The following is a 19,276-nucleotide window of genomic DNA, read 5'->3' as shown; positions in this document are numbered from 1 at the left end:
AGACAAAACAAAAAGAATCCAGCTACTTGGATCCAGCTATCCATCCCTATACGAGTGAAAAGCTGGATCCAAGTAGCTGGATCCACGGACGCGAGCCGCGTGCAGAGGTCCCGCAGGCAACAGACCCCGAGATACTCCCGGAGACACTCCTAAAGACGCCAGCAGCAGCGCCTACGCCGTCACGGCGCTCGCGCGCTCCTCGGCTCGGCGCACGGCGGCGATGGTCGGGTAGGTGACGGGGAGCAGGACGACCTCCATCAGCGTCTTCCACAGGAAGCCGACCACGACGTAGTTCACGAATGCCCCGACCGAATCAATACCGATGACGCCGGCGGCGATGGAGCAGAACAGCAGGGTATCGGCGAATTCGCCGACGATGGTGGAGCCGATCAGGCGCGCCCACAGGCGGTCGGTGCCGAAGCGGTCCTTCATCTTCTGCAGCACCCACGCATTGAGCAGCTGACCCACGACATAACCGGTCAGAGATGCCAGGATGATGCGCGGCAGCAGACCCAGCACGGCGGCGAAGGTGTCTTGCATGTCGTAGAAGCTGGCGGCTGGCAGCCAGATCGCGATGTAGAAGGACAGCACCGCTAGCACGGCGATACCGAAACCGGTGAACACGGCGCGCCGGGCGGCTTTGAATCCGTAGACTTCAGCGATTACGTCGCCGATGACGTACGAGATGGGGAAGAGGAAGAAGGCACCGTCGGTGACCAGTGGCCCGAGTTCGACGCCTTTTTGCGCGGTGATGTTGGAGATCAGGAATACTGCGCAGAATACCGCAAGCAGGTACGGGTACGGCGAGCGCGCGATGGGGTGCGGGTGGGAGATGGGGTTCGACATGCGCAATATCATTGCACATATGTCTCACTCACAACCTGCAGCTGGCCGATATGCACCGAGTCCGAGTGGGGATCTCCACTTCGGCAATTTGCGCACGGCGGTGCTTGCGTGGCTGTTTGCGCGCCAGTCGGGCCGCAAGTTCTACATGCGCGTGGAGGACATTGATTCGGAGCGTTCCAGCATGGAATCGGCCCGCCGCCAGCTCGAGGATCTCGCGGCGCTCGGCATTCAGTGGGATGAGCCGGTGATCTACCAGCACGAGCGCGGTGAGGCGTACGCAGCGGCGTTGGAGCAGCTCGACACGTATGAATGTTATTGTTCGCGCCGGGAGATTCGGGAGGCCGCGTCCGCGCCGCATGTCCAGCCGGGCATGTACCCGGGCACGTGCCGCGATCTCACGGAAGAGCAGCGCGCTTATCGACGTTCCCAGCTCGCCTCCCAAGGCCGCCTCCCCGCCATTCGTCTGCGGGCGCATGTGGATGAGTGGTCTGTGACTGACTTCTATGTAGGTGAGTTCACCGGTCCTGTCGGCGACGTGATTCTCAAGCGCGGCGGGAACCTGAACCAGGCGCAGGCCGGGGATTGGGCGTACAACCTGGCTGTCGTGGTGGATGATGGTTTTCAGAATGTCGACCAAGTTGTGCGCGGCGATGATTTGCTGGAGTCGGCTCCCGCGCAGGCGTATTTGGCGCACGAACTCGGCTTGGTCCAACCTGAATACGTTCATGTTCCGCTGGTCGTGAATGCGAGTGGTGACCGGCTAGCGAAGCGTGATGGAGCGGTCACTCTGCGGGACATGTTGGCTCACCGAACTATTACAGAAATTGTCGAGCAGCTCTCCGCCTCAGTTGGTGCCGCGGGCGCTACCAGCGCGGATGAGTTGATGCAGAAATTCACGCCGGAAATGCTCTCCTGCGAGCCATTTTTGTGGACATGACGTCAATGAAATCCCTTGACCGCACATGGTCCTCACCTGATTGTGATGCCTTTAGGCCCTCCACGGTGGGGCGGGTGAATCTGTTTACATTGAAAATAATGGGTGGACTTAAACCTGCTGGTTAAAAAGTTGGGGCTGTCAAGCGGCCGGCGTGAAATCTAAACAGATTCACCGGCGCTCACCGGCGTGCCAGGCTGGAGTCGCGTGGGCCGAGCAATCGGAAGAGGGCTTGATCGGGTGGGGGAGAGGGAATCAAGCGCCGGGGAAAACAAGAATTCCCCCAGCCCTTATGTGTGGGCTAGGGGACATTGCGGAGGATGTGGGATTTGAACCCACGAGGGTCGTGAAACCCGCACGCGTTCCAGGCGTGTGACATAGGCCGCTAGTCGAATCCTCCAGCGACGTTCACCGCTGTTCGAGCATGGCTCGCGCAGCGCGTCGAGGCACCACTTTAGCGGATGGCGGGGCGGGGACAAAATTGGTGGTGGGGTGGGGCGTCGATAAGCGGAATGGGTGCTTTTTGAACTGGTTGCCGCGAGCTACTACACTTGCCCGCAGGATCTCACGCGGTGCATATCTTGTGAACTCCCCCAGGGCGGGAACGCAGCAAGGGTCAGCGAGCTCTGGCAGGTGCGTGGGGTCCCTTTATTTTGCCCGGATCCGGTGGGGGCTAGGGGTGCTGGGCGCATGTAATCTGGGCGTCGTAAAAAGTCCACTCCTTTGAAGGAAGTGATCCCACGATGTCCCTGCTCGATCTGGACGCCGCTGCCCGTGAGGAACTCGCGGCGAAGGTGCGCGAGGAATACGAAACGCTCAAGGCCCGCAACCTGGACTTGGACCTGACGCGCGGCAAGCCGTCGTCGGAGCAGCTGGACCTCAGCAATGACCTGTTGGAGTTGCCGGGTAACGGCAATTACGTGGACGCCGCGGGCACGGATGTGCGCAACTACGGCAACCTCAAGGGCATCAAGGACATCCGGGAGATTTGGGGCGAGCTCATCGGAGTGCCGGCGGACAACCTGTACGCGGAGGATTCCTCGTCGCTGAATATCATGTTCGACCTGGTCAGCTGGTCCTACATCTTCGGAAACAACGATTCGGAGCGTCCGTGGCGCGAAGAGGAGACCGTGAAGTGGATCTGCCCAGTCCCGGGCTATGACCGCCATTTCGCCATTGCGGAGAAGTTCGGTTTCGAGATGGTCACCGTGCCCATGCTTGAGGACGGCCCGGATGTGGACGCCGTCGCCGAGCTGGTCAAAGACCCGGCGGTGAAGGGCATGTGGACCGTGCCGATGTTCGCCAACCCGTCCGGCGCGACCGCGACGGAAGAGGTCGTGCGCGCGCTCGCGTCGATGGAGACCGCAGCGCCGGACTTCCGCATCGTCTGGGACAACGCCTATGCCGTGCATACCTTCACCGAGGAGTTCCCGCCGATTATCGACATCCTCGGCATCGCGGAGGAAGCGGGCAACCCGAACCGCTTCTGGGTGATGAGCTCCACCTCCAAGATCACGCACGCGGGCGCTGGCGTGGCCTTCTTTGCCTCGTCGACGGAGAACCTGGACTGGTACGCCTCCATTGCTGGGATCCGCGGCATCGGGCCGAACAAGATCAACCAGCTGGCGCACGCGAAATTCTTCGGCAACGCCGACGGCGTGCGTGCCCTGATGCAGAAGCACGCACAGATCCTCAAACCGAAATTCGACGCGGTGTTGGAGATCCTCGAGGGCCGTCTCGGCGAGTACGAGGTCGCTCGCTGGACAACCCCGGCCGGCGGCTACTTCATCTCCCTGGACGTCGTCGACGGCACCGCCCACCGTGTGTGGGAGCTCGCCCGCGAGGCCGGGATCACCCTCACCAAGGCCGGTTCCGCATTCCCGAAGGGCGAGGACCCGAACGACCGCAATATCCGGCTTGCGCCGTCGCTCCCGCCTATCGACGAAGTGCGCACGGCCATGGACGGCGTGGCCACCTGCGTACTGCTCGCCGCGCTGGAGAAACTCGAAGGCTAGTGACTCCCGCCGAAACACACGCCTGGCTCACCGACGTTCTGGGCCCCATGGACCTTCTCGACGTTAACGGGATGGCCATCGGTGTCGCACCTGTGCTCCCTGCGGCGGTCAGCGTCGGGTTCAGTGGGATCGACAGCGGCCTCGTTGTTGACGATCCCGAAGCGGATGGCACCGGCGTTGCTCCTGTAACAGAGGTGCGCTGCGAGATCATCTGCGCCGCTGATGGCGCGACCCCGCAACAGCGCGTCATGGCGGTCGCGGGTGCGTGGAACACGCTGGTCACCGCAGGCATTCCGGGGCAGCCGGGAACGGCGCTTCCGGGGCTGGTGAACGATCCGGCGCTCACCGTCCACCACGGCCTGCTGCGCGAGCCGCAGATCTTTGACTGCGGCACACCGCTGGTCAACGAGCCCGCCACCGACGACGGTGCCCCGGCACGCATGACGCTGTTGCTGGAGCTGGTGCTGCTTACCGACGACGAATACGAGATCGCCTCAGAGCAGGGGATAGAGGTGCTCGAGCGCCGCCTGCATCGCCGGCAAACGAGGATCGGGGATTGGTGTCGGGACTAGCCCGCAGGGGCCGTTCCGAAGCGGTAAAGGGAGGCATCTATACGTGTTTCACAGACCGAAGTTCAGGTAAAGGTTAATTTAACGCGAGATAAATTCCGTAGGTCACTCAGAACTGAAGTATGACTCGGTGGCACCGGAATTTTCGGCTGAAACTGGCCTAGTTTCCAGCGTTACCAATGCAATCGACGTAATGGGCTTGCAGATCCGGCGCAGGGGCCTTCCTCTCCCAGGAGGCGACACGTCCCAGCGGGCAAGGTTAACAGTAGAAGAAGATGAAGAATAGGAGTTGACTGTAGGGACCCTCGAGATATAATAAGCTTGCCTTAAAGATCAGGCGTTCACCACCCGAGACTTCGGGCTATCGCAGTCAACGTGCGGAACCCGAAGCTGACACGTAAGGATTTTCACATGGATCTGAACACCGTCATTTTCCACCTGGACAACTTCGTTGACACCTGGGAAGGCTGGGGCAAGGTCGCTGAGGGCGTTGCTAGCCTCTTCGACATCACCGGCAACCTCGCCGAGGCCATCAAGGCCGTAGCCTAACAACTTGCGGTTCGCCGCAGCCACCAAACCTTCCTCTTTCAAACCAACACTCTCTTAAGGAGTCATCATGGACATCATTAAAGCGATCGCAAAGTTCGCAATTGAGATTGCCAAGGCTGAGGGCGAGACTGGCTCGTCCGCCTACGACCTCGCATACGTCTTCGTCGGCCCGTGGGTCAAGATCGCTGACGGCGCTTCCCAGCTCCTGGGCTTGCTCCCGCAAAACTAACGCGTCTCACGTGTAGACCCCACCGTACGGTGGGGTCTTTTCTTTTTATTCCGTTCCTCCTCAGCAATGGCGGGCCCTGCGGTGCTCAGGACTGGCCTGTGGAGTGGAGGCTGGATCTAGCTGATGCCGCGCTCGGACAGGTACATCAGGATCGCGCGGACGCGGCGGTTCTCCTCGTCGGGGGTGAGCCCCAGCTTGGAGAAGATACTGGAGACGTGTTTGGCCACCGCGGCGCCGGAGAAGTAGAGCTTCTCGGCGATTTCGGCATTGGAAAGGCCCTCTGCCATGAGCTCGAGGACCTCGCGTTCGCGTGGGGTGAGCGTGGTCAGCCACTGTGAGCTGGCGGCCATGAGCTCGCTGGCCACATCGGGGTCGATGACCACGCCGCCGCTGGTCACGGTCTCGCACGCATGGACGAAGTCTTTCACCTCCGCGACGCGGTCTTTAAGCAGATAGCCGGTGCCGCCGTCGCCGCCGGAGAACAGCTCGCGGGCGTACGCGGGCGCGACGTACTGAGAGAGCACGAGCACATTCACCGGGCCGCTTTCGCGCAATTTCAGCGCAGCCTGCAGGCCGTCGTCGCGCATTGTGGGCGGCATGCGCACATCAGTGATCACAAGATCGGGAGCATGCTTATCGACGGCCCCCGGCAGCGCCTCCGCATCCCCCACCTGCGCGACAACCTCGTGGCCGCGCCGCGTGAGCAGACCTGCGACACCTTCGCGCAGCAGCGCGGAATCGTCGGCGATCACGATCTTCATTGAGCTAACCCGCTTTCTCCCCGGTACAGCAGCAACGGTATCCGCGCGGCGATAGTCGTGGGGCCGCCGCGAGGTGAATTCACTTCGATCCCGCCGCCGAATGCGGCGATGCGCTCGCGCATGCCGTCTAGGCCGCCGCCGGGCATGAAGCGCGCGCCGCCGTCACCGGAGTCGGTCACTGCGACATTCAGCGTGTGATCGCTGGTGATCAGCACGCTGACCGGCGCGCCCGGCGCGTGCTTCGCGGCATTGGTCAGGGTTTCGGAAGTGAAGAAATAGGCGGCGGCGAGGACGGAGTCGTCGATAAGCGGAAGTGGGTGCGGCGCGCGGACCGTGACGTGCGGGCCGTACTGCGCGGCGGCTGTCTCGACTGCCTCGACGAGCCCGCGGTCGGTCAGCTCGCGCGGGTGAATGCCCCGCACGGTGCGGCGCAGGGCGTCGAGGCCGTTTTTGAGGTCTCGGGCGGCGGCGTCGAGAAGCGGCGAGTCTGTTTCAAGCTGTGCTTCGCCGAGCTTCATCGCCGCCGCCACGAAATATTGCTGCGCGCCGTCGTGGAGGTCGCGCTCGATGCGCAGGCGCTCCACCTCGTACGCTTCCGCGATCTTGCGCCGCGAGGCCGTCAGTTCGTGGATCGCCCGCGCGGCCTCGGCTTCGTGGTTCTTCTTCCGCCACATGATTGCGAGGGTAGCGGGGTAGTGCTGGCACTACCCGTATTTGGGAGTCTGCACGATGGTGGCCGCGCGCGGCACGCGGTGAAATAGGAACCATGCTCGAACTCAACGACATCACCAAATCATTCACCCAGCAACGGGTCCTCGAAGGAATCAGCCTGAATATCGGCCCCGGCGAGTCCGTCGCGATCATGGGCCCGTCGGGCTCCGGCAAATCGACGCTGCTCCACTGCATGTCAGGCGTGCTCGTCCCCGACCACGGCGAGGTCCGCTTCAACGGGCGCGACATCGCATCGCTTAACGACGCCGCCCGCTCCCAACTCCGGCTCGACCACTTCGGCTTCATCTTCCAGGACGGCCAGCTCATGCCCGAGCTGACCGCGAAGGAGAATGTGGCGCTGCCGCAGATCATGCGCGGTGAATCCCGCGCGAAAGCCCACGCGGAGGCGACGGACATGCTCACGCGTCTTGGTCTTGGGAACTTTGTGGACCGTTTCCCGGGGCAGCTATCCGGCGGGCAGGGCCAGCGCGTCGCCATCGCGCGCGCTTTGGCCGGTCCGCCGGCGGTGGTCTTCGCCGACGAGCCCACCGCCGCGCTCGACCAGGCCACCGGGCACGAGGTGATGCAGCAGATCACCGCTGTGACGATGAAATTCGGGGTCACACTCGTGCTGGTCACCCACGACCCGAAGATCGCGCAGTGGTGCGACCGCCGGATCGAGATCCGCGACGGCCTCATCCACACCGAGGGCACCGCGAAGGGAGTCCCGGCATGAGCGCGGTGACCTTACTGAACGCCGCTCAGTCCTCCTCGAGCGAGGGCCGTGCGCAGCGCCAGGCCGGCGAGCGCTGGGTGCGCGCTTTATCGCTCGTGGCGTTCGCCGTGTCCACGTGGATCCTGTGCACTCTGGTGGCCGGCACGTGGATGTTCGCGCAGCGCCACTGGCACCCGCACGAGCGCCTCGTTGAGGTGCAGGAGAGCGCGGGCGGACCACTGTCCATGCCCTATATCTTCCTCGCCCTCTTCGCGTCGTTGCTGGTGGTGCCCACGTTGTTGGGATTGCTCACCCAGGCTGCGCGGGCGAACCTCGGCGGCCGCGAAGAACAGTTGGCGATCCTGCGCCTGATCGGCGCCACCTCCGGGCAGGTGCGCGGCATGATGATTCTCGACGCCCTTCGCCAGGCCCTCGTCGGCCTTGGCATCGGCACCGTTTTGTACCTGGTCAGCATCCCGGCATGGTCGCTGCTGTCGTTCCAGGAGAAGCGCATCGGCGCCTGGGAAATGCTCACCTGGTGGGTCGTGCCCGTCGCCTGGGTGGTGGTGCTCGCCCTCGCCGCCGCGTCCGTGTGGCTCGCCTTGCGCCGTGTGGCTGTTACCCCCTTGGGCGTGACTAAGAAGATTCCGCCGAAGGGGCAGAATGTGGTCACCCTGGTCATCTCATTGGCGGCGGCTATTGCCCTGTACCGCTACTTGAGCACGCTGACGATCGCGCCGGAGGCCGATGCCACCGAGTTCTTCGCGATGCTCGTTGTTGTCGCCGGCGTGCTGATGGTCAATGCTCTCATCGCCGTCGGCGCGATACAGTTGATCGCCCGCGTCAGTTACCTGCTCCCCGGTTCTGCCAACTACGTGGCCACCCGCCGCGTCGGCCGCGGGGTGAGGACGACCTGGAAGCGCGTCGCCGCGCTATACTTCGTCGCGTTCATCGCGGGTGCTGGCAGCGGGTTCTCTGCCGTCCCGCAGGTCGAGGATGACCCCGCCCTGAAGATGGTCACCTCTGACATCCCCACCGGCGTGGCCATCACCGCGATCTTCGGTGCCGTCCTCCTGATCTTCTCCACGCTGCTCACCCAGGCGATGGCCGTGGTGGAGCAAAAGCAGCTGACCAAGTCCCTCTACTTCATCGGTGCTCCAGTGAAATATCACACCTCTGTGGCTATTCGCGAGGTCGGAATCCCGATGGCATTGGTGACTCTCATGGGCTTCGGCATGGGCAGCATGATGGGACTAGTGATCGTTATCGCGCCTGTGGACGCCCTTTTTCTGCGGCACGCCTTCTTCGCCACGCTGATCGTGCTGGCACTCGCCGGCTGCGTCGCCGCCGTCGCCGCCACCGGCAGGCTCCGCGAGCGCGTGCTTTCCGAGACGGGCCGCCTCAACGACTAGCGTCTTGAACTTCCTGGCTCGAGCCCGCCGCGAGTCCCGCTGCGCGCTGCAAGGCACTCCCAGCACTTGCCCCATTTTCCGGACAGCGCAGCCCTGTTCCCGCATTGAACGGGCAAGGGCCCGCTTCGCGTCAGCGGCGTGGCGGGTAGCGGCCGAAAAGCGAAGGGTTCACTCGTTGATGAGGATGTCGGCGGTTTGGGGTGGGCGCCGACGGTTTTGGGTGGGCATGGACTGAATCGCAGGAACTCAATCTCAGGAACTCAACCTCATGAACTGAGTGAACATACGGCTGAGGCAAAAGAAACTGTTCGTCCACACGGTTGATGCTGGTCAGCCCATGGCGGACTACGCGCATCTCATGCCCCGGTGCTCATGCGGCAGTGCTCATGCCCCGGTGCTTATGTGGCACATCTCATGCTGCAGGGGAGGCATCGATGGCTCCGCACCCGCTGGCAGTGCATGCGGACAGTGCCCACCCCCTGGCAGTGCCCACCCGCGGGCAGGCCCACGGTGGGTGTCGCGGGTGCCTAGTAGGGTGAAACCCGTGGCTTTGTACCGGAAGTATCGCCCAGCCTCGTTCGCCGAGATGATTGGGCAGGAGCAGGTGACGCGCCCGCTGTCCACAGCGCTGGATAACGGGCGCGTCAACCACGCTTATTTGTTCTCGGGCCCGAGGGGGACGGGAAAGACATCGTCGGCACGCATTCTGGCACGCTCGCTGAACTGTGTTGAAGGCCCGACGTCGACACCGTGCGGGGTGTGCCCGTCGTGCGTGGCGCTAGCGCCGGGCGGGCCGGGCAACCTGGATGTGACGGAGATGGACGCCGCGTCGAACGGCGGCGTCGACGAGATGCGTGAGCTGCGTGAACGTGCGTATTTCGCGCCTGCGGAATCGCGCTACCGCGTGTTCATCATCGACGAGGCTCACATGATCACTGGTGCGGGCGCGAATGCTTTGTTGAAGATCGTGGAGGAGCCGCCGGAGCACCTCGTGTTCATTTTCGCGACGACGGAGCCGGAAAAAATCATCGGCACGATTCGTTCGCGCACCCACCACTACCCGTTCCGCCTGCTCACGCCGCAGGCGATGCGCCAGCTCGTCGAGCGCACGGTCGCGGCGGAAGGCGTCGCGGTCGACGAGAACGTCTACCCACTGGTCATCCGCGCCGGGGGAGGCTCGCCGCGCGACACGCTGTCGATCCTCGACCAGCTGCTCGCGGGAGCCGGGCCCGAGGGGTTGACGTACGAGCTCGCGTTGCCGCTTCTCGGGGTCACCGATCTTTCGCTTATCGACGCCACGGTGGACGCCCTCGCCGCCCGCGACGCCTCCGCCCTGTTCCAGGCCGTCGACGACGTGATTGAGGCCGGCCACGAGCCCCGCCGCTTCGCGATTGACCTGCTTGACCGTCTGCGCGACTTGATGATCATTCACGCTGTTCCGGACGCCTTCGGCCAGGGGCTCGTAGATGCCCCGACGGACCGTGCCCAGATCCTCGCCGCCGAGGCCGACAAATTCCCCGGCAACCAGCTCGCCGCCCTGGCCAGCGAGGTCAACGAGCGCATCACCTCCCTGCGCGGCGCGACATCCCCGCGCCTGCTGCTCGAGATCATGATGGCCCACCTCCTCGGTGTCGCCACTGGCACACAGACGCCTGCCGCTGTTGCCGGCCTGACTGAGATCCAAGATGCTTCTTCCTCGGCGAACGGCGTGGGCGACCAGCCCCGTGGTGCCGCCGCGGCACTTGCCGCGGCCGCCGCTGTGCAGGCCACTGCGAATGTCACCTCTCAATCGACCCCCGCACCCCGCGAGGTGCCGAAATCCGCCCGTGAGCAGAAGCCGCCGCGGCCGCAGGTAACGCAGGCCCAGGCCGCCAAGTCGGAGGCGGGACAGGCTAAGCCGGTGGCAGAGCAGGCCACGCCGGAACAGCGGGAGCGACCAGCCCAGCCGGAGCCTGAAGAGAAGCCGTCTGAGCAGCAGCCGCCGCACGAACCCGAGGTGCCTGCGGCGAGCGATGCCGAACACCACGTTGAGGATCGCGCTGGGAATCGCTCCGAGGACTCGGGTACCTCCCAGGCCGCTGAGGAGTCCGCGCCGCCGGCGCGGGACGTTGACACCGGTGAGCTCATGGAACGGATCCGCCGGGAGTGGATCACGTTGCGCCAGTCGGTCGGCGAGCGCAACAAGGTCGCGGAGATCATGCTCACCGAGGCGCAGCCACTCGGCATGGATGGCTCCACGCTCGTCGTCGGCCACAACACTGGCGCGCTGGCGAACAGCATCAACTCCAAGCACAACAACGACGACATCGTTGCTGTGCTGACTGAGAAGCTCGGCACCGGGGTCGGGGTGCGCTGCGTGGTGGGTACCGACCCAAAAGCCGCGGGATTTAAGGCCCCGCCACGCGCGCCGCAGGCCTGGAGTCCGGCGCGTCCGGAGCGGGAACCGGAGTCGGAGCCGGAACCGGAAGCGGAGCAAAGGCCGAGTAGCGAGCCTGAACCGGTCGCCGCGGCACAGGACCCCAGTGTCACCGGTAACACCGGTGACACTGGGGATGACCCGTACGCCGCAGATGGCAATGAGCCTACTGATCCGACCCCGACCAGCGACGGCTCGGTGGCCGGTGACCGAGAGGCCGTCACACCGGAACCGGCCCCGGCACCGGTGCAGTACGACCCGTGGGGGACCACTCCGGCGACAACCGGCGGAGCTGGTGCCGGCGCGGCCCCGGGCGCCGGTAGCGCTGCGGCTGCTGCTGCGGCCGCGGCAGCCGGAGCAGCCAACGCGAGAGGAGCGGCGACGCGGCCGGAGGGCGGCAGACCTGTTGGCCCGAAGACGGGGTTTGGCGGCGAAACGAGCTTCAGCAGCGGCGTGCCACTGCCCCCGGAACCGGAGGATGAGCCGCCGGCGGACGAGGAACCGGCGCCCTACACGCGCGAGGACGAGGAGCGGGACATGGTCGACCAGTCCCAGGAAGAAGGCTCCTTCGACCGTCGCAATCCCACGGAAGTGGCGATGGATCTGCTCGCGGAAGAACTAGGCGCACGGCCGTTGTAGGGGACTCGGTACACTAGTTCAAAGACGCCGCCGAGGATGTCGGCTGCGTGAAAAGACACAGTTAGAACACGTTCAAGAAAGGTCCACGACCATGACTCAGCCCGATCAGAACGGTATGCCCGACATGCAGGAACTCATCCGCCAGGCATCTGAGGTCCAGGCCCAGATCCAGCGCGCGCAGGAGGAGATCCTCGCCGCATCCGTCGAGGGTTCCGCAGGTGGCGGCCTGGTGCAGATCACCATGACTGGTGGCGCAGAGATCAAGGATCTGTCCATCAAGCCGGAGGCTGTGGACCCGAACGATGTTGAGACCCTCCAGGACCTCATCCTCGCCGCTTACCGCGATGCCCACACTAAGGCTGGCCAGCTGGCGCAGGAGAAGATCGGCCCGCTGACCAACCAGGGGCAGGGTGAGGGCAACGACTTCACCCAGATGTTCGGCGGAAACTAAGCCGCTCTATGTTTGAAGGCCCTCTTCAGGACCTCATCGACGAGTTCTCCCGCCTTCCCGGCGTGGGGCCGAAAAGCGCGCAGCGCATCGCGTTCCACCTGCTGAAGACTGACCCGGACGACATCGATCGTCTCCGGAGCGCACTCGGTGCAGTGCGAGACGGTGTTACGTTCTGTCGGATTTGCAACAACGTCTCCCGCGAAGAGGTCTGCCGCGTCTGCGCCGACAGCGGCCGCGATGCCGGTTTGATCTGCGTCGTGGAGGATGCCAAGGACATCCAGGTCATCGAGCGCACAGGGGAGTACTCGGGGCGTTACCACGTGCTCGGCGGGGCACTCGACCCGCTGGCCAATGTGGGGCCCAAAGACCTGGCCATTTCCTCCCTGCTGCAACGCATCGGCGGGGTGCTGCCCGATCGGGACGGCGAGGAAGCGCCGGAGATCCACGAGGTCATCCTGGCCACCGACCCTGACACAGAGGGCGAGGCCACCGCGTCGTACCTGGCGCGTCTGCTCAAGGACTTTCCGGACCTGACCACGTCGCGTCTCGCGTCCGGCATGCCACTCGGCGGCGACTTGGAATTCGTCGATGAGCTCACGCTCTCCCGCGCATTGTCGGGGCGCTTGACGCTCTAAAACCGATGAGCCTGCTGAGCCGCTGGATCCGCTGGGCTCGCTGAGCCCGCGTAGCGGCAACGCCGGGGCGTTAACGGCCCATGCGTTCCAAGCGCAGGCGGTCGACCTCGGGCAGCTCCAACGGCTCCAGCTCCGCGAGGGTAATGCCCATGGCTCGGGCGAGCACCAGATCCGCCAGCTCCGGGTTCCGGGCCAGGGCCGGGCCGTGCATGTAGGTGGCGATCACGCTGCCCTGTACGGCCCCTTCGTAGCTCTTTTCACTCTCGGCGCCGCCGTTGCCCTGGCCGTTGGTGACGGAGCCCAAGGGGGAAGCGTCGGTGCCCAGGACTGTCCCGCCCAGGTGGTTCTCGAAACCGGTGAGGGGCTGCGTCAGTTCCTTGGTCACGCCAGCCTTAGTGGGGGTCGAGGCTACCTCGCCGATGGCACGGGAGGGAAGGGGGGCGGTGGTGGCGTCGATAAGCCCTAGGCCCGCGACCTGCTTGCCGTGGGCTCGGAAGCTTTCACCGAGGACCTGGAGGCCGGCGCACACCGCGAAAACCGGGCGGCCGTTCGCCGCGGCGCGGGCCAGGCCCTTGTCTGCAATGAGGTGCTCTGCGGCGAGCACTTGCGCGCTGTCCTCGCCGCCGCCGAGCGTGTAGGCGGCGAGGTCCTCCGGGACAGCTTCGCCCAGTTTGATCGGCAGAATCTCCGCGTCGATGCCGCGCATGCGGGCTCGGCCGCGCAGCACGAGCGCGTTGCCGTCGTCGCCGTACGTGCCCAGCACGTCGGGGAGAATAAGGCCGATCGTCAACGCATTAGCCATGGGAGACCTCCTTCGCCAGCGCCTTTTTTAAGTTGAGCAGCGCAGTGTAGTTCGCCAGCACTTCCACGCGGCCGGGCGGGCAAGCCGCGATGGCCTTGAGCGGGTCGTGGATGAGCTCGTGCTCGATTTCCGCGTAGAGCAGGCGCACAGCCAAGTCGGTGCCGCGCTCGCCGGACGCCTTGACGGCGATGCCCCCGAATTCCTCGAAGCGGACGTCCCACAGCCACGACAGGTCGGCGCCGTCGCCTTCCTGCCCGTTGACGGCGATGACGAGGCCGTCGGCGTCGCGGTCCACCATGGACAGGGCTTCCTGCCACCCCGCTGGGTTCTTGGCCAGCAGCAGGTGCACGTCGTGGTCGCCCCAGGTGACCGTGGTGTAGCGGCCGGCGACGTCGTCGACGCGCTCAGCGGCACTGAGCGCAGCACGCTTATCGACGCCGAACGCCTCCACCGCCGCAGCGATCGCCTGCGCCGCATTGCCGCGGTTCGCGCGGCCGGGCAGGGCGAGTTCGAGCGGATCTGTGGCACCGTCGGGGGAGGTCAGGCCCCCATCGGTGACGCTCCAGTGGGGTGTGGGGCGGCGGAAGGTGCGGCCGTCGGCAAGCGGTTTGGTCGCGTACCAGTCATCGCCGTCGCGCACGATGTAGCCGTCGCCGCGGGGGTTGGACACGGAATCGCCGGTCCACCCTGCGCCGGCAGCGACCCACACGACATTGGGGGCGTCGAAAGCGACGGAGGTGACCAGCACGTCGTCGCAGTTCGCGATGACGGTCATGTCTGGGTGCGCCTCCACCGCGCGGCGGAGGGCGCGCTCGATGGAATTGATCTCGCCGACGCGGTCCAGCTGGTCCCGGGTGAGGTTGAGCAGCACCAGCGCGGTTGGGTTGAGCTTGTCGGCCACGGCCGGGACGTGGAGCTCGTCGACCTCCAGCACCACGTGGGACGCCTTCTCGCCGGCGAGCAGCGCGGAGATGATGCCGGCGTCCATGTTGTCGCCGCCCTCATTCGTGGCCACGGTGTAGCGCGACTTGAGTGCGCCGGCGAGCATGCGCGTTGTCGTCGATTTGCCGTTTGTTCCGGTGACCAGCACCGCGGGGCGCCCGCCGCCGAGCTGCTCCAAGATGCCTGGGTCGATCGCCCCCGCAATGAGGCCGCCGATCATTCCGCCGGCCCCGCGGCCTGTCGCGCGTGAGGCCTTCGTGGCCAGTTTCGCCGCGGTGACCGCAGTTGTGCTGCGCAGACGCTGAAACATGCCTGCCTTGCCCGCCCGGCCGCCGGGGCCGGATGTGCTCGAATTCATGGGCTAAACCCTAGTTCATCGCCGCCCGGTCATTGTTGAGTGACGGGGAGTTGCGCCACCTAGTTTTCGCGCCCGTCCTGCGCGGCGCGCACGGCGGCCAAGAATTGCTCGTCGTTGACCAGCGGGATGCCCTTGCGGTGGGCGTGCATCGCCTTGCCGCGCAGATCGTCCGGGTTTCCGGTCGCGTTGGTGACCACCAGGGAGGTCTCGCGGCTGAGTTTTTCCGTGTACGTCATCTCCAGGTCGAGCACGGCGCGGACAAGCTCGTCGTGGTCGGCGCAAATATCGTCTGAGATGGCCACCTCCATGCCGGGGCGCAGCCCCGACTTGTCGGTGAACTGGCCGGGGTTGCCGTGCAGCGCAGCGGCTTTCTCGGCGTCGACGCGCACCTGGGCGCGCTGCAGTCCGAAGCGGTCGGGGGCCAGCTCATCTGGGGTGCGCACTGCCAACGGACCGGCTTCCTCGAGGGCGAGGTACAGGCCCACCAGCGCCAGGGTGCGTTCGCGGGAGGTCTCCTCCTCGGGCTGCGTGGCGCGCACGACGGATGCTTCCGCGGCCGGGACGGCGACGCCGGAGAGGGAGGCGACGGCTTCGAGGCGTTCGTCGATAAGCACGGCGCCCTGCTTGCGCGCGGATGCGAGCGTATCGACGATTCCTTCCGGACGCGGCACGTGGCCCACTCGCTGCCTGCGGCGGCCTTGACGACGATTCCGCGAACGGTTCGCCCGCGCCGCCGCGTTCATGGCGCGGCGCGCCTCCGAGACGATGAAACCCCACACCAGCGGCGCATCGTGGACGACGAGTGTGCGGCTGTCGATGAATTTATCCAGCTTCTTCAGGTGCCTGGAGAATTTCGCGGCGCGCTCGAAATCGTTGCGGCGGACACCATGCGTGTGCGTCGGTCCTGGATCTCCGCCCACGTTGAACACGGCGTGGAATTCCTCGCCCACCACACCGGACTCGTCGAAAGCGACACCGTCCAGGGTGACCAGGCGTCCACTCGAAGGATGGATGTTGGTGGCCTGCGCCGTGAACGCGGCGAACGGGAATTCCCCGCTCAGGTCCTCCGCCGGCGGAGCGGGGTGCAGCGCGGAATTCGGGGCGGGCTTCACCGTGTCCGTGCCGCCCATATCGGGAGCGCCGGCAGCTGCGGCGGAATCGGCGTTGCGGGAAGAGTCGTTGTCTACCATTGGAGCTCGAAGATCGGTCGTGGTTGAGGGGCGTTTCCGCCACCGGAATCGTTGTCGGGGGGCGCGCCGTTCCCGGAAGGTGCAGGAGCCGGCGCCGGATTCGGCTCGGGAGCAGGGGCGGGCGCGGGTGCAGGTGCCGGTGCATGCGTGGGAGCAGGGGCGTTGCCGGGCTCCGGTTGGGCTGCTGGCCCCGGTCCGGGAGCATGCGCGGGGGCGGGGGCGGCTGGCTCCGCCGGGGACTGCTGCACCGGGGAATCCCCGGAGGAGGTGGCCCCGCTGGAACTGGTGCTGCTGGTCGGGACCGTCGAGCTAGCCGGGCTGGTTGAGCCGGTGGACTGCGTCGAGGTCGGCGGCGCGGAGCTGGTTTCCTTCTGACTTGCAGAGGTCTTGTCGTCGGAATTGATGAAGGCGGTAATCTCCCTGCCGTGCTCGACCACGCCGTAGTAGTAGCCGATCAGGCCAACCAGGCCGATGGCCAACGCGGAGGAAAGCACGGCGACCGCCTGCATATTCCTGCTCCGCGGGGCTTCGCGAACTGCAGTGCTGCCTGCCGGGGTACCCGCAGATTCATCGGCGGCGCGCGCGGCGGCCTCCGCCGCCTTGTCGGCGGCGAAGGGCTCGGTCACCGGGAACGGGTCGGTGGGCACGTGCGTGTTGTCAGCCGCGGTGCGGGCACGTGGTGCCCCCAGCGGGTCGGCGTGCACAGTCACAGCGGGCTCGCCGCCCTCAGTGGTGAACGCGCCGTGGGCGAGAGCGACGAGTCCGCGGGTCTCCAGCAAGCGCAGCGACGGGCTGAGCTCCGCCGAAGTCTCCGCGTCGAAGGCCCCCAAGACGTCACCGTCAATCTTGGCGACGACATCCCCCGCCGGGTCGAAGCCGACCTCGACCACCACGGGGTTGCCGTCGGTGAAGAGGGCTGGAGTGTCGTCGATAAGCACTGTGCGCTGCGTGCCCGAGGGGAGCCACACGCTATTCGTGTGCGGCGAAAGATCAGCGCGGCCGTTGTCGGCCTCGTGCTTAGTCATGCTGATCTCCTCGGTTCAACGCAGTGCACCCCCAGAGAACACTAGTACTGACAGGACTGACGGCAGAAATTAATCCAGTGCACGGTTCACCGCAGACACCATCGCTTTGATCGACGCGCGGGTGGTCGAGCCCGCGATGCCCACGCCCCACGCCGGGGTGCCGTTGACCTCGCTGTGGATGAAGCACGCCGCGTCGGCATCGCCGCCCGCGGTGCGCGCCTGCTGGCGGTAATCCTTGATTTCGTAGCTCAAGCCCAGCGAACGCAGCGCATCCGCGAACGCCGCGATCGGACCGTTGCCCGCGCCGGTGATCTTTCGCTCGTCGCCCTGGTAGACAACCGTCGCCGCGACTTCCGCCTCATCGTCATCCGTTTCGGCAGCGTCGACGTGCAAGCTCGTCAGCTCGAGCTGGCTGTCCAAATCCAGGTACTCGCCGGCGAAGACGTCCCACATGTTCTTGGAATTGACCTCGCCGCCCTCTGAATCCGTGATGGCCTGGACGGTAGAGGAGAACTCCGCCTGCATCTCCTTCGGCAGGTTGATGCCGTGGTCCGTCTTCATGATGTAGGCGACGCCGCCCTTGCCCGACTGGGAGTTGACGCGGATGACAGCCTCGTAGTCGCGGCCAACGTCCTTCGGGTCGATCGGCAGGTAGGGGACCTCCCACACCGTTTCGCGCAGCTCTTCCCACGCGACGTCGGTGGAATTGGCCTCGGGGCGCACCTTCTGGGCCAGCGCGTCGAGGCCCTTGTTGATCGCGTCCTGGTGCGAACCGGAAAACGCCGTGAAAACGAGCTCGCCGCCGTACGGGTGGCGCTCCGGAACGCGCAGCTGGTTGCAGTACTCGACGGTCTCGCGGATCCCGGCGATGTCGGAGAAGTCGATCTGCGGGTCCACGCCCTGGGTGAGCATGTTCAGGCCCAAGGTGACCAGGTCGACGTTTCCGGTGCGCTCGCCGTTGCCGAACAGGCAGCCCTCGATGCGGTCCGCGCCGGCCAGGTAGCCCAGCTCGGCGGCAGCGATGCCCTCGCCGCGGTCGTTATGCGGGTGCAGTGACATGATGATGGAATCGCGCTTGGCGAAGTTGCGGTGCATCCACTCGATCGAATCCGCGTAGACATTCGGGGTGATCATTTCCACTGTCGCCGGCAGGTTGATGATCATCGGGTCTTCCGGCGTGGCTTCCATGATGTCCACTACCGCGTCGCACACGTCGACCGCGAAGTCCAGCTCCGTGCCGGTGAAGGACTCCGGCGAGTACTCCCAGCGCCAGTGGGTGTCCGGGTAATCCCCGGCGATCTCCTTGATGAGCTCCGCGGCGTCGGTGGCCAGCTTCTTGACCGCCGCGCGGTCCTTGCGGAAGACCACCTCGCGCTGCAGTTTCGATGTGGAGTTGTAGAAGTGCACGATCACACGCGGCGCACCCGCGCACGCCTCGAAGGTGCGGCGGATCAGGTGCTCGCGTGCCTGCACCAGCACCTGGATGGTCACGTCCTCGGGGATCATGTCCTCCTCGATGATCTCGCGCACGAAGTCGAAGTCGGTCTGCGAGGCGGACGGGAAGCCCACCTCGATCTCCTTGTAGCCCATCTCCACGAGCAGCTTGAACATGCGGCGCTTGCGCTCCGGACTCATCGGGTCCACCAGCGCCTGGTTGCCGTCGCGCAGGTCCACCGCGCACCACTGCGGGGCGACCGTGATCTTCTTGTCGGGCCACGTGCGGTCCGGCAGCGAGATGTCTTCTACTTCTTTTGCGAACGGCAGGTAACGGTCGAACGGCATCGACGATCCGCGCTGCGTGTTCCATGCGGGTTGGCCCTCGTTGCGGGGGCCGTTCGGTGTGCGGGTTTCTGCGGGTGCGGCGAAGTGTGCGTCGGAGGGGGTCATGGCTTCGAGTCCTTTTCTGCGGGGGTGAGGGTGAATCAAAAATGGGGCGCACGGCCGGCATGCCGAACTCCGCGACGGGGCGCCGGCCGTGAAGAGAGGCCTAGAACCCGCCGCGGCGCAGAAGTAGGGCAGTTCCCGGAAGTGCCGTGATCGCCGTGGTTGCCAATGACATGGTTCACATCCTAGCCAC

At 65.4% G+C, this 19,276-nt stretch carries 18 protein-coding genes, 1 tRNA gene and 1 other RNA gene; 11 read left to right on the top strand and 9 right to left on the bottom strand.

What is annotated here, in order from left to right:
• Positions 1-171 precede the first annotated feature (171 nt).
• The gene (locus QYR03_RS07610; RefSeq protein WP_301712614.1) at positions 172-846 is read right to left on the bottom strand and encodes a queuosine precursor transporter; all 675 of its coding nucleotides are present in this window, start codon (positions 844-846) and stop codon (positions 172-174) included.
• 19 nt (positions 847-865) lie between these two features.
• On the opposite strand from QYR03_RS07610, the gene gluQRS reads away from it, so the two are divergent.
• Complete coding sequence (gene gluQRS / locus QYR03_RS07605) at positions 866-1,783, top strand: tRNA glutamyl-Q(34) synthetase GluQRS (protein WP_301712613.1); 918 nt, start codon at positions 866-868, stop codon at positions 1,781-1,783.
• A gap of 311 nt (positions 1,784-2,094) precedes the next feature.
• On the opposite strand, the gene QYR03_RS07600 is transcribed toward gluQRS, so the two are convergent.
• Positions 2,095-2,180: transfer RNA gene (locus QYR03_RS07600), tRNA-Ser, on the bottom strand.
• Between the two features lie 156 nt (positions 2,181-2,336).
• Here QYR03_RS07600 and ffs point away from each other — a divergent pair.
• The 5 genes from ffs to QYR03_RS07575 all read left to right on the top strand — a co-directional run bounded on the left by ffs (position 2,337) and on the right by QYR03_RS07575 (position 5,142).
• An RNA gene (gene ffs / locus QYR03_RS07595) (signal recognition particle sRNA small type) lies at positions 2,337-2,433 on the top strand.
• Positions 2,434-2,523: 90 nt separating this feature from the next.
• Positions 2,524-3,795, top strand: coding sequence for an aminotransferase class I/II-fold pyridoxal phosphate-dependent enzyme (locus QYR03_RS07590; RefSeq protein ID WP_301712612.1), 1,272 nt, complete (start codon positions 2,524-2,526; stop codon positions 3,793-3,795).
• Positions 3,795-4,367, top strand: coding sequence for a hypothetical protein (locus QYR03_RS07585; RefSeq protein ID WP_301712611.1), 573 nt, complete (start codon positions 3,795-3,797; stop codon positions 4,365-4,367). Before QYR03_RS07590 ends, QYR03_RS07585 begins: the two co-directional genes overlap by 1 nt.
• A 408-nt stretch (positions 4,368-4,775) precedes the next feature.
• On the top strand, positions 4,776-4,913 hold the full coding sequence (locus tag QYR03_RS07580) for a hypothetical protein (RefSeq protein ID WP_301712610.1): 138 nt from the start codon (positions 4,776-4,778) through the stop codon (positions 4,911-4,913).
• Positions 4,914-4,980: 67 nt separating this feature from the next.
• Positions 4,981-5,142 carry a hypothetical protein gene (locus QYR03_RS07575; protein ID WP_301712609.1) on the top strand — a complete coding sequence of 54 codons (162 nt, stop codon included), beginning with the start codon at positions 4,981-4,983 and terminating at the stop codon, positions 5,140-5,142.
• A 116-nt stretch (positions 5,143-5,258) separates the two neighbouring features.
• On the opposite strand, the gene QYR03_RS07570 is transcribed toward QYR03_RS07575, so the two are convergent.
• Positions 5,259-5,903, bottom strand: coding sequence for a response regulator transcription factor (locus tag QYR03_RS07570; protein WP_301712608.1), 645 nt, complete (start codon positions 5,901-5,903; stop codon positions 5,259-5,261).
• A complete protein-coding gene (locus QYR03_RS07565; protein ID WP_301712607.1) occupies positions 5,900-6,577 on the bottom strand; it encodes a sensor histidine kinase in 678 nt (225 codons plus the stop codon). The genes QYR03_RS07570 and QYR03_RS07565 overlap by 4 nt, the downstream gene beginning before the upstream one ends.
• A 92-nt stretch (positions 6,578-6,669) precedes the next feature.
• Here QYR03_RS07565 and QYR03_RS07560 point away from each other — a divergent pair, with 92 nt between their 5' ends.
• The 5 genes from QYR03_RS07560 (at position 6,670) to recR (ending at position 12,882) form a co-directional block, all read left to right on the top strand.
• On the top strand, positions 6,670-7,350 hold the full coding sequence (locus tag QYR03_RS07560) for an ABC transporter ATP-binding protein (protein WP_301712606.1): 681 nt from the start codon (positions 6,670-6,672) through the stop codon (positions 7,348-7,350).
• Positions 7,347-8,741, top strand: coding sequence for an FtsX-like permease family protein (locus QYR03_RS07555; protein ID WP_301712605.1), 1,395 nt, complete (start codon positions 7,347-7,349; stop codon positions 8,739-8,741). Before QYR03_RS07560 ends, QYR03_RS07555 begins: the two co-directional genes overlap by 4 nt.
• Before the next feature lie 544 nt (positions 8,742-9,285).
• Entirely contained in the window at positions 9,286-11,796 is a 2,511-nt protein-coding gene (locus QYR03_RS07550; protein WP_301712604.1) for a DNA polymerase III subunit gamma and tau, read from the top strand.
• Between the two features lie 91 nt (positions 11,797-11,887).
• Positions 11,888-12,247: a YbaB/EbfC family nucleoid-associated protein gene (locus QYR03_RS07545; protein ID WP_301712603.1), complete on the top strand. Its 360-nt coding sequence runs from the start codon at positions 11,888-11,890 to the stop codon at positions 12,245-12,247.
• A gap of 8 nt (positions 12,248-12,255) precedes the next feature.
• Positions 12,256-12,882 carry a recombination mediator RecR gene (gene recR / locus QYR03_RS07540; RefSeq protein ID WP_259849078.1) on the top strand — a complete coding sequence of 209 codons (627 nt, stop codon included), beginning with the start codon at positions 12,256-12,258 and terminating at the stop codon, positions 12,880-12,882.
• A 70-nt stretch (positions 12,883-12,952) separates the two neighbouring features.
• Here the strand turns inward: recR and QYR03_RS07535 are convergent, their stop codons facing one another.
• From QYR03_RS07535 to leuA, 5 genes are all read right to left on the bottom strand, one after another.
• On the bottom strand, positions 12,953-13,684 hold the full coding sequence (locus QYR03_RS07535; protein ID WP_301712602.1) for a type 1 glutamine amidotransferase: 732 nt from the start codon (positions 13,682-13,684) through the stop codon (positions 12,953-12,955).
• On the bottom strand, positions 13,677-14,984 hold the full coding sequence (locus tag QYR03_RS07530; protein ID WP_301712601.1) for a MurT ligase domain-containing protein: 1,308 nt from the start codon (positions 14,982-14,984) through the stop codon (positions 13,677-13,679). The genes QYR03_RS07535 and QYR03_RS07530 overlap by 8 nt, the downstream gene beginning before the upstream one ends.
• 59 nt (positions 14,985-15,043) lie before the next feature.
• Positions 15,044-16,174: a DNA polymerase III subunit epsilon gene (locus QYR03_RS07525; RefSeq protein ID WP_301712600.1), complete on the bottom strand. Its 1,131-nt coding sequence runs from the start codon at positions 16,172-16,174 to the stop codon at positions 15,044-15,046.
• A complete protein-coding gene (locus tag QYR03_RS07520) occupies positions 16,168-17,199 on the bottom strand; it encodes a hypothetical protein (protein WP_301712599.1) in 1,032 nt (343 codons plus the stop codon). The genes QYR03_RS07525 and QYR03_RS07520 overlap by 7 nt, the downstream gene beginning before the upstream one ends.
• Positions 17,200-17,268: 69 nt before the next feature.
• The gene (gene leuA / locus QYR03_RS07515; RefSeq protein WP_259849065.1) at positions 17,269-19,086 is read right to left on the bottom strand and encodes a 2-isopropylmalate synthase; all 1,818 of its coding nucleotides are present in this window, start codon (positions 19,084-19,086) and stop codon (positions 17,269-17,271) included.
• Between the last annotated feature and the right edge of the window lie 190 nt (positions 19,087-19,276).

The organism is Corynebacterium sp. P4-C1 (genome assembly GCF_030503595.1).
GTDB lineage: Bacteria > Actinomycetota > Actinomycetes > Mycobacteriales > Mycobacteriaceae > Corynebacterium.
The sequence above is the reverse complement of the archived record's forward strand: the minus strand, read 5'-3'. Positions and strand labels throughout refer to the sequence as shown.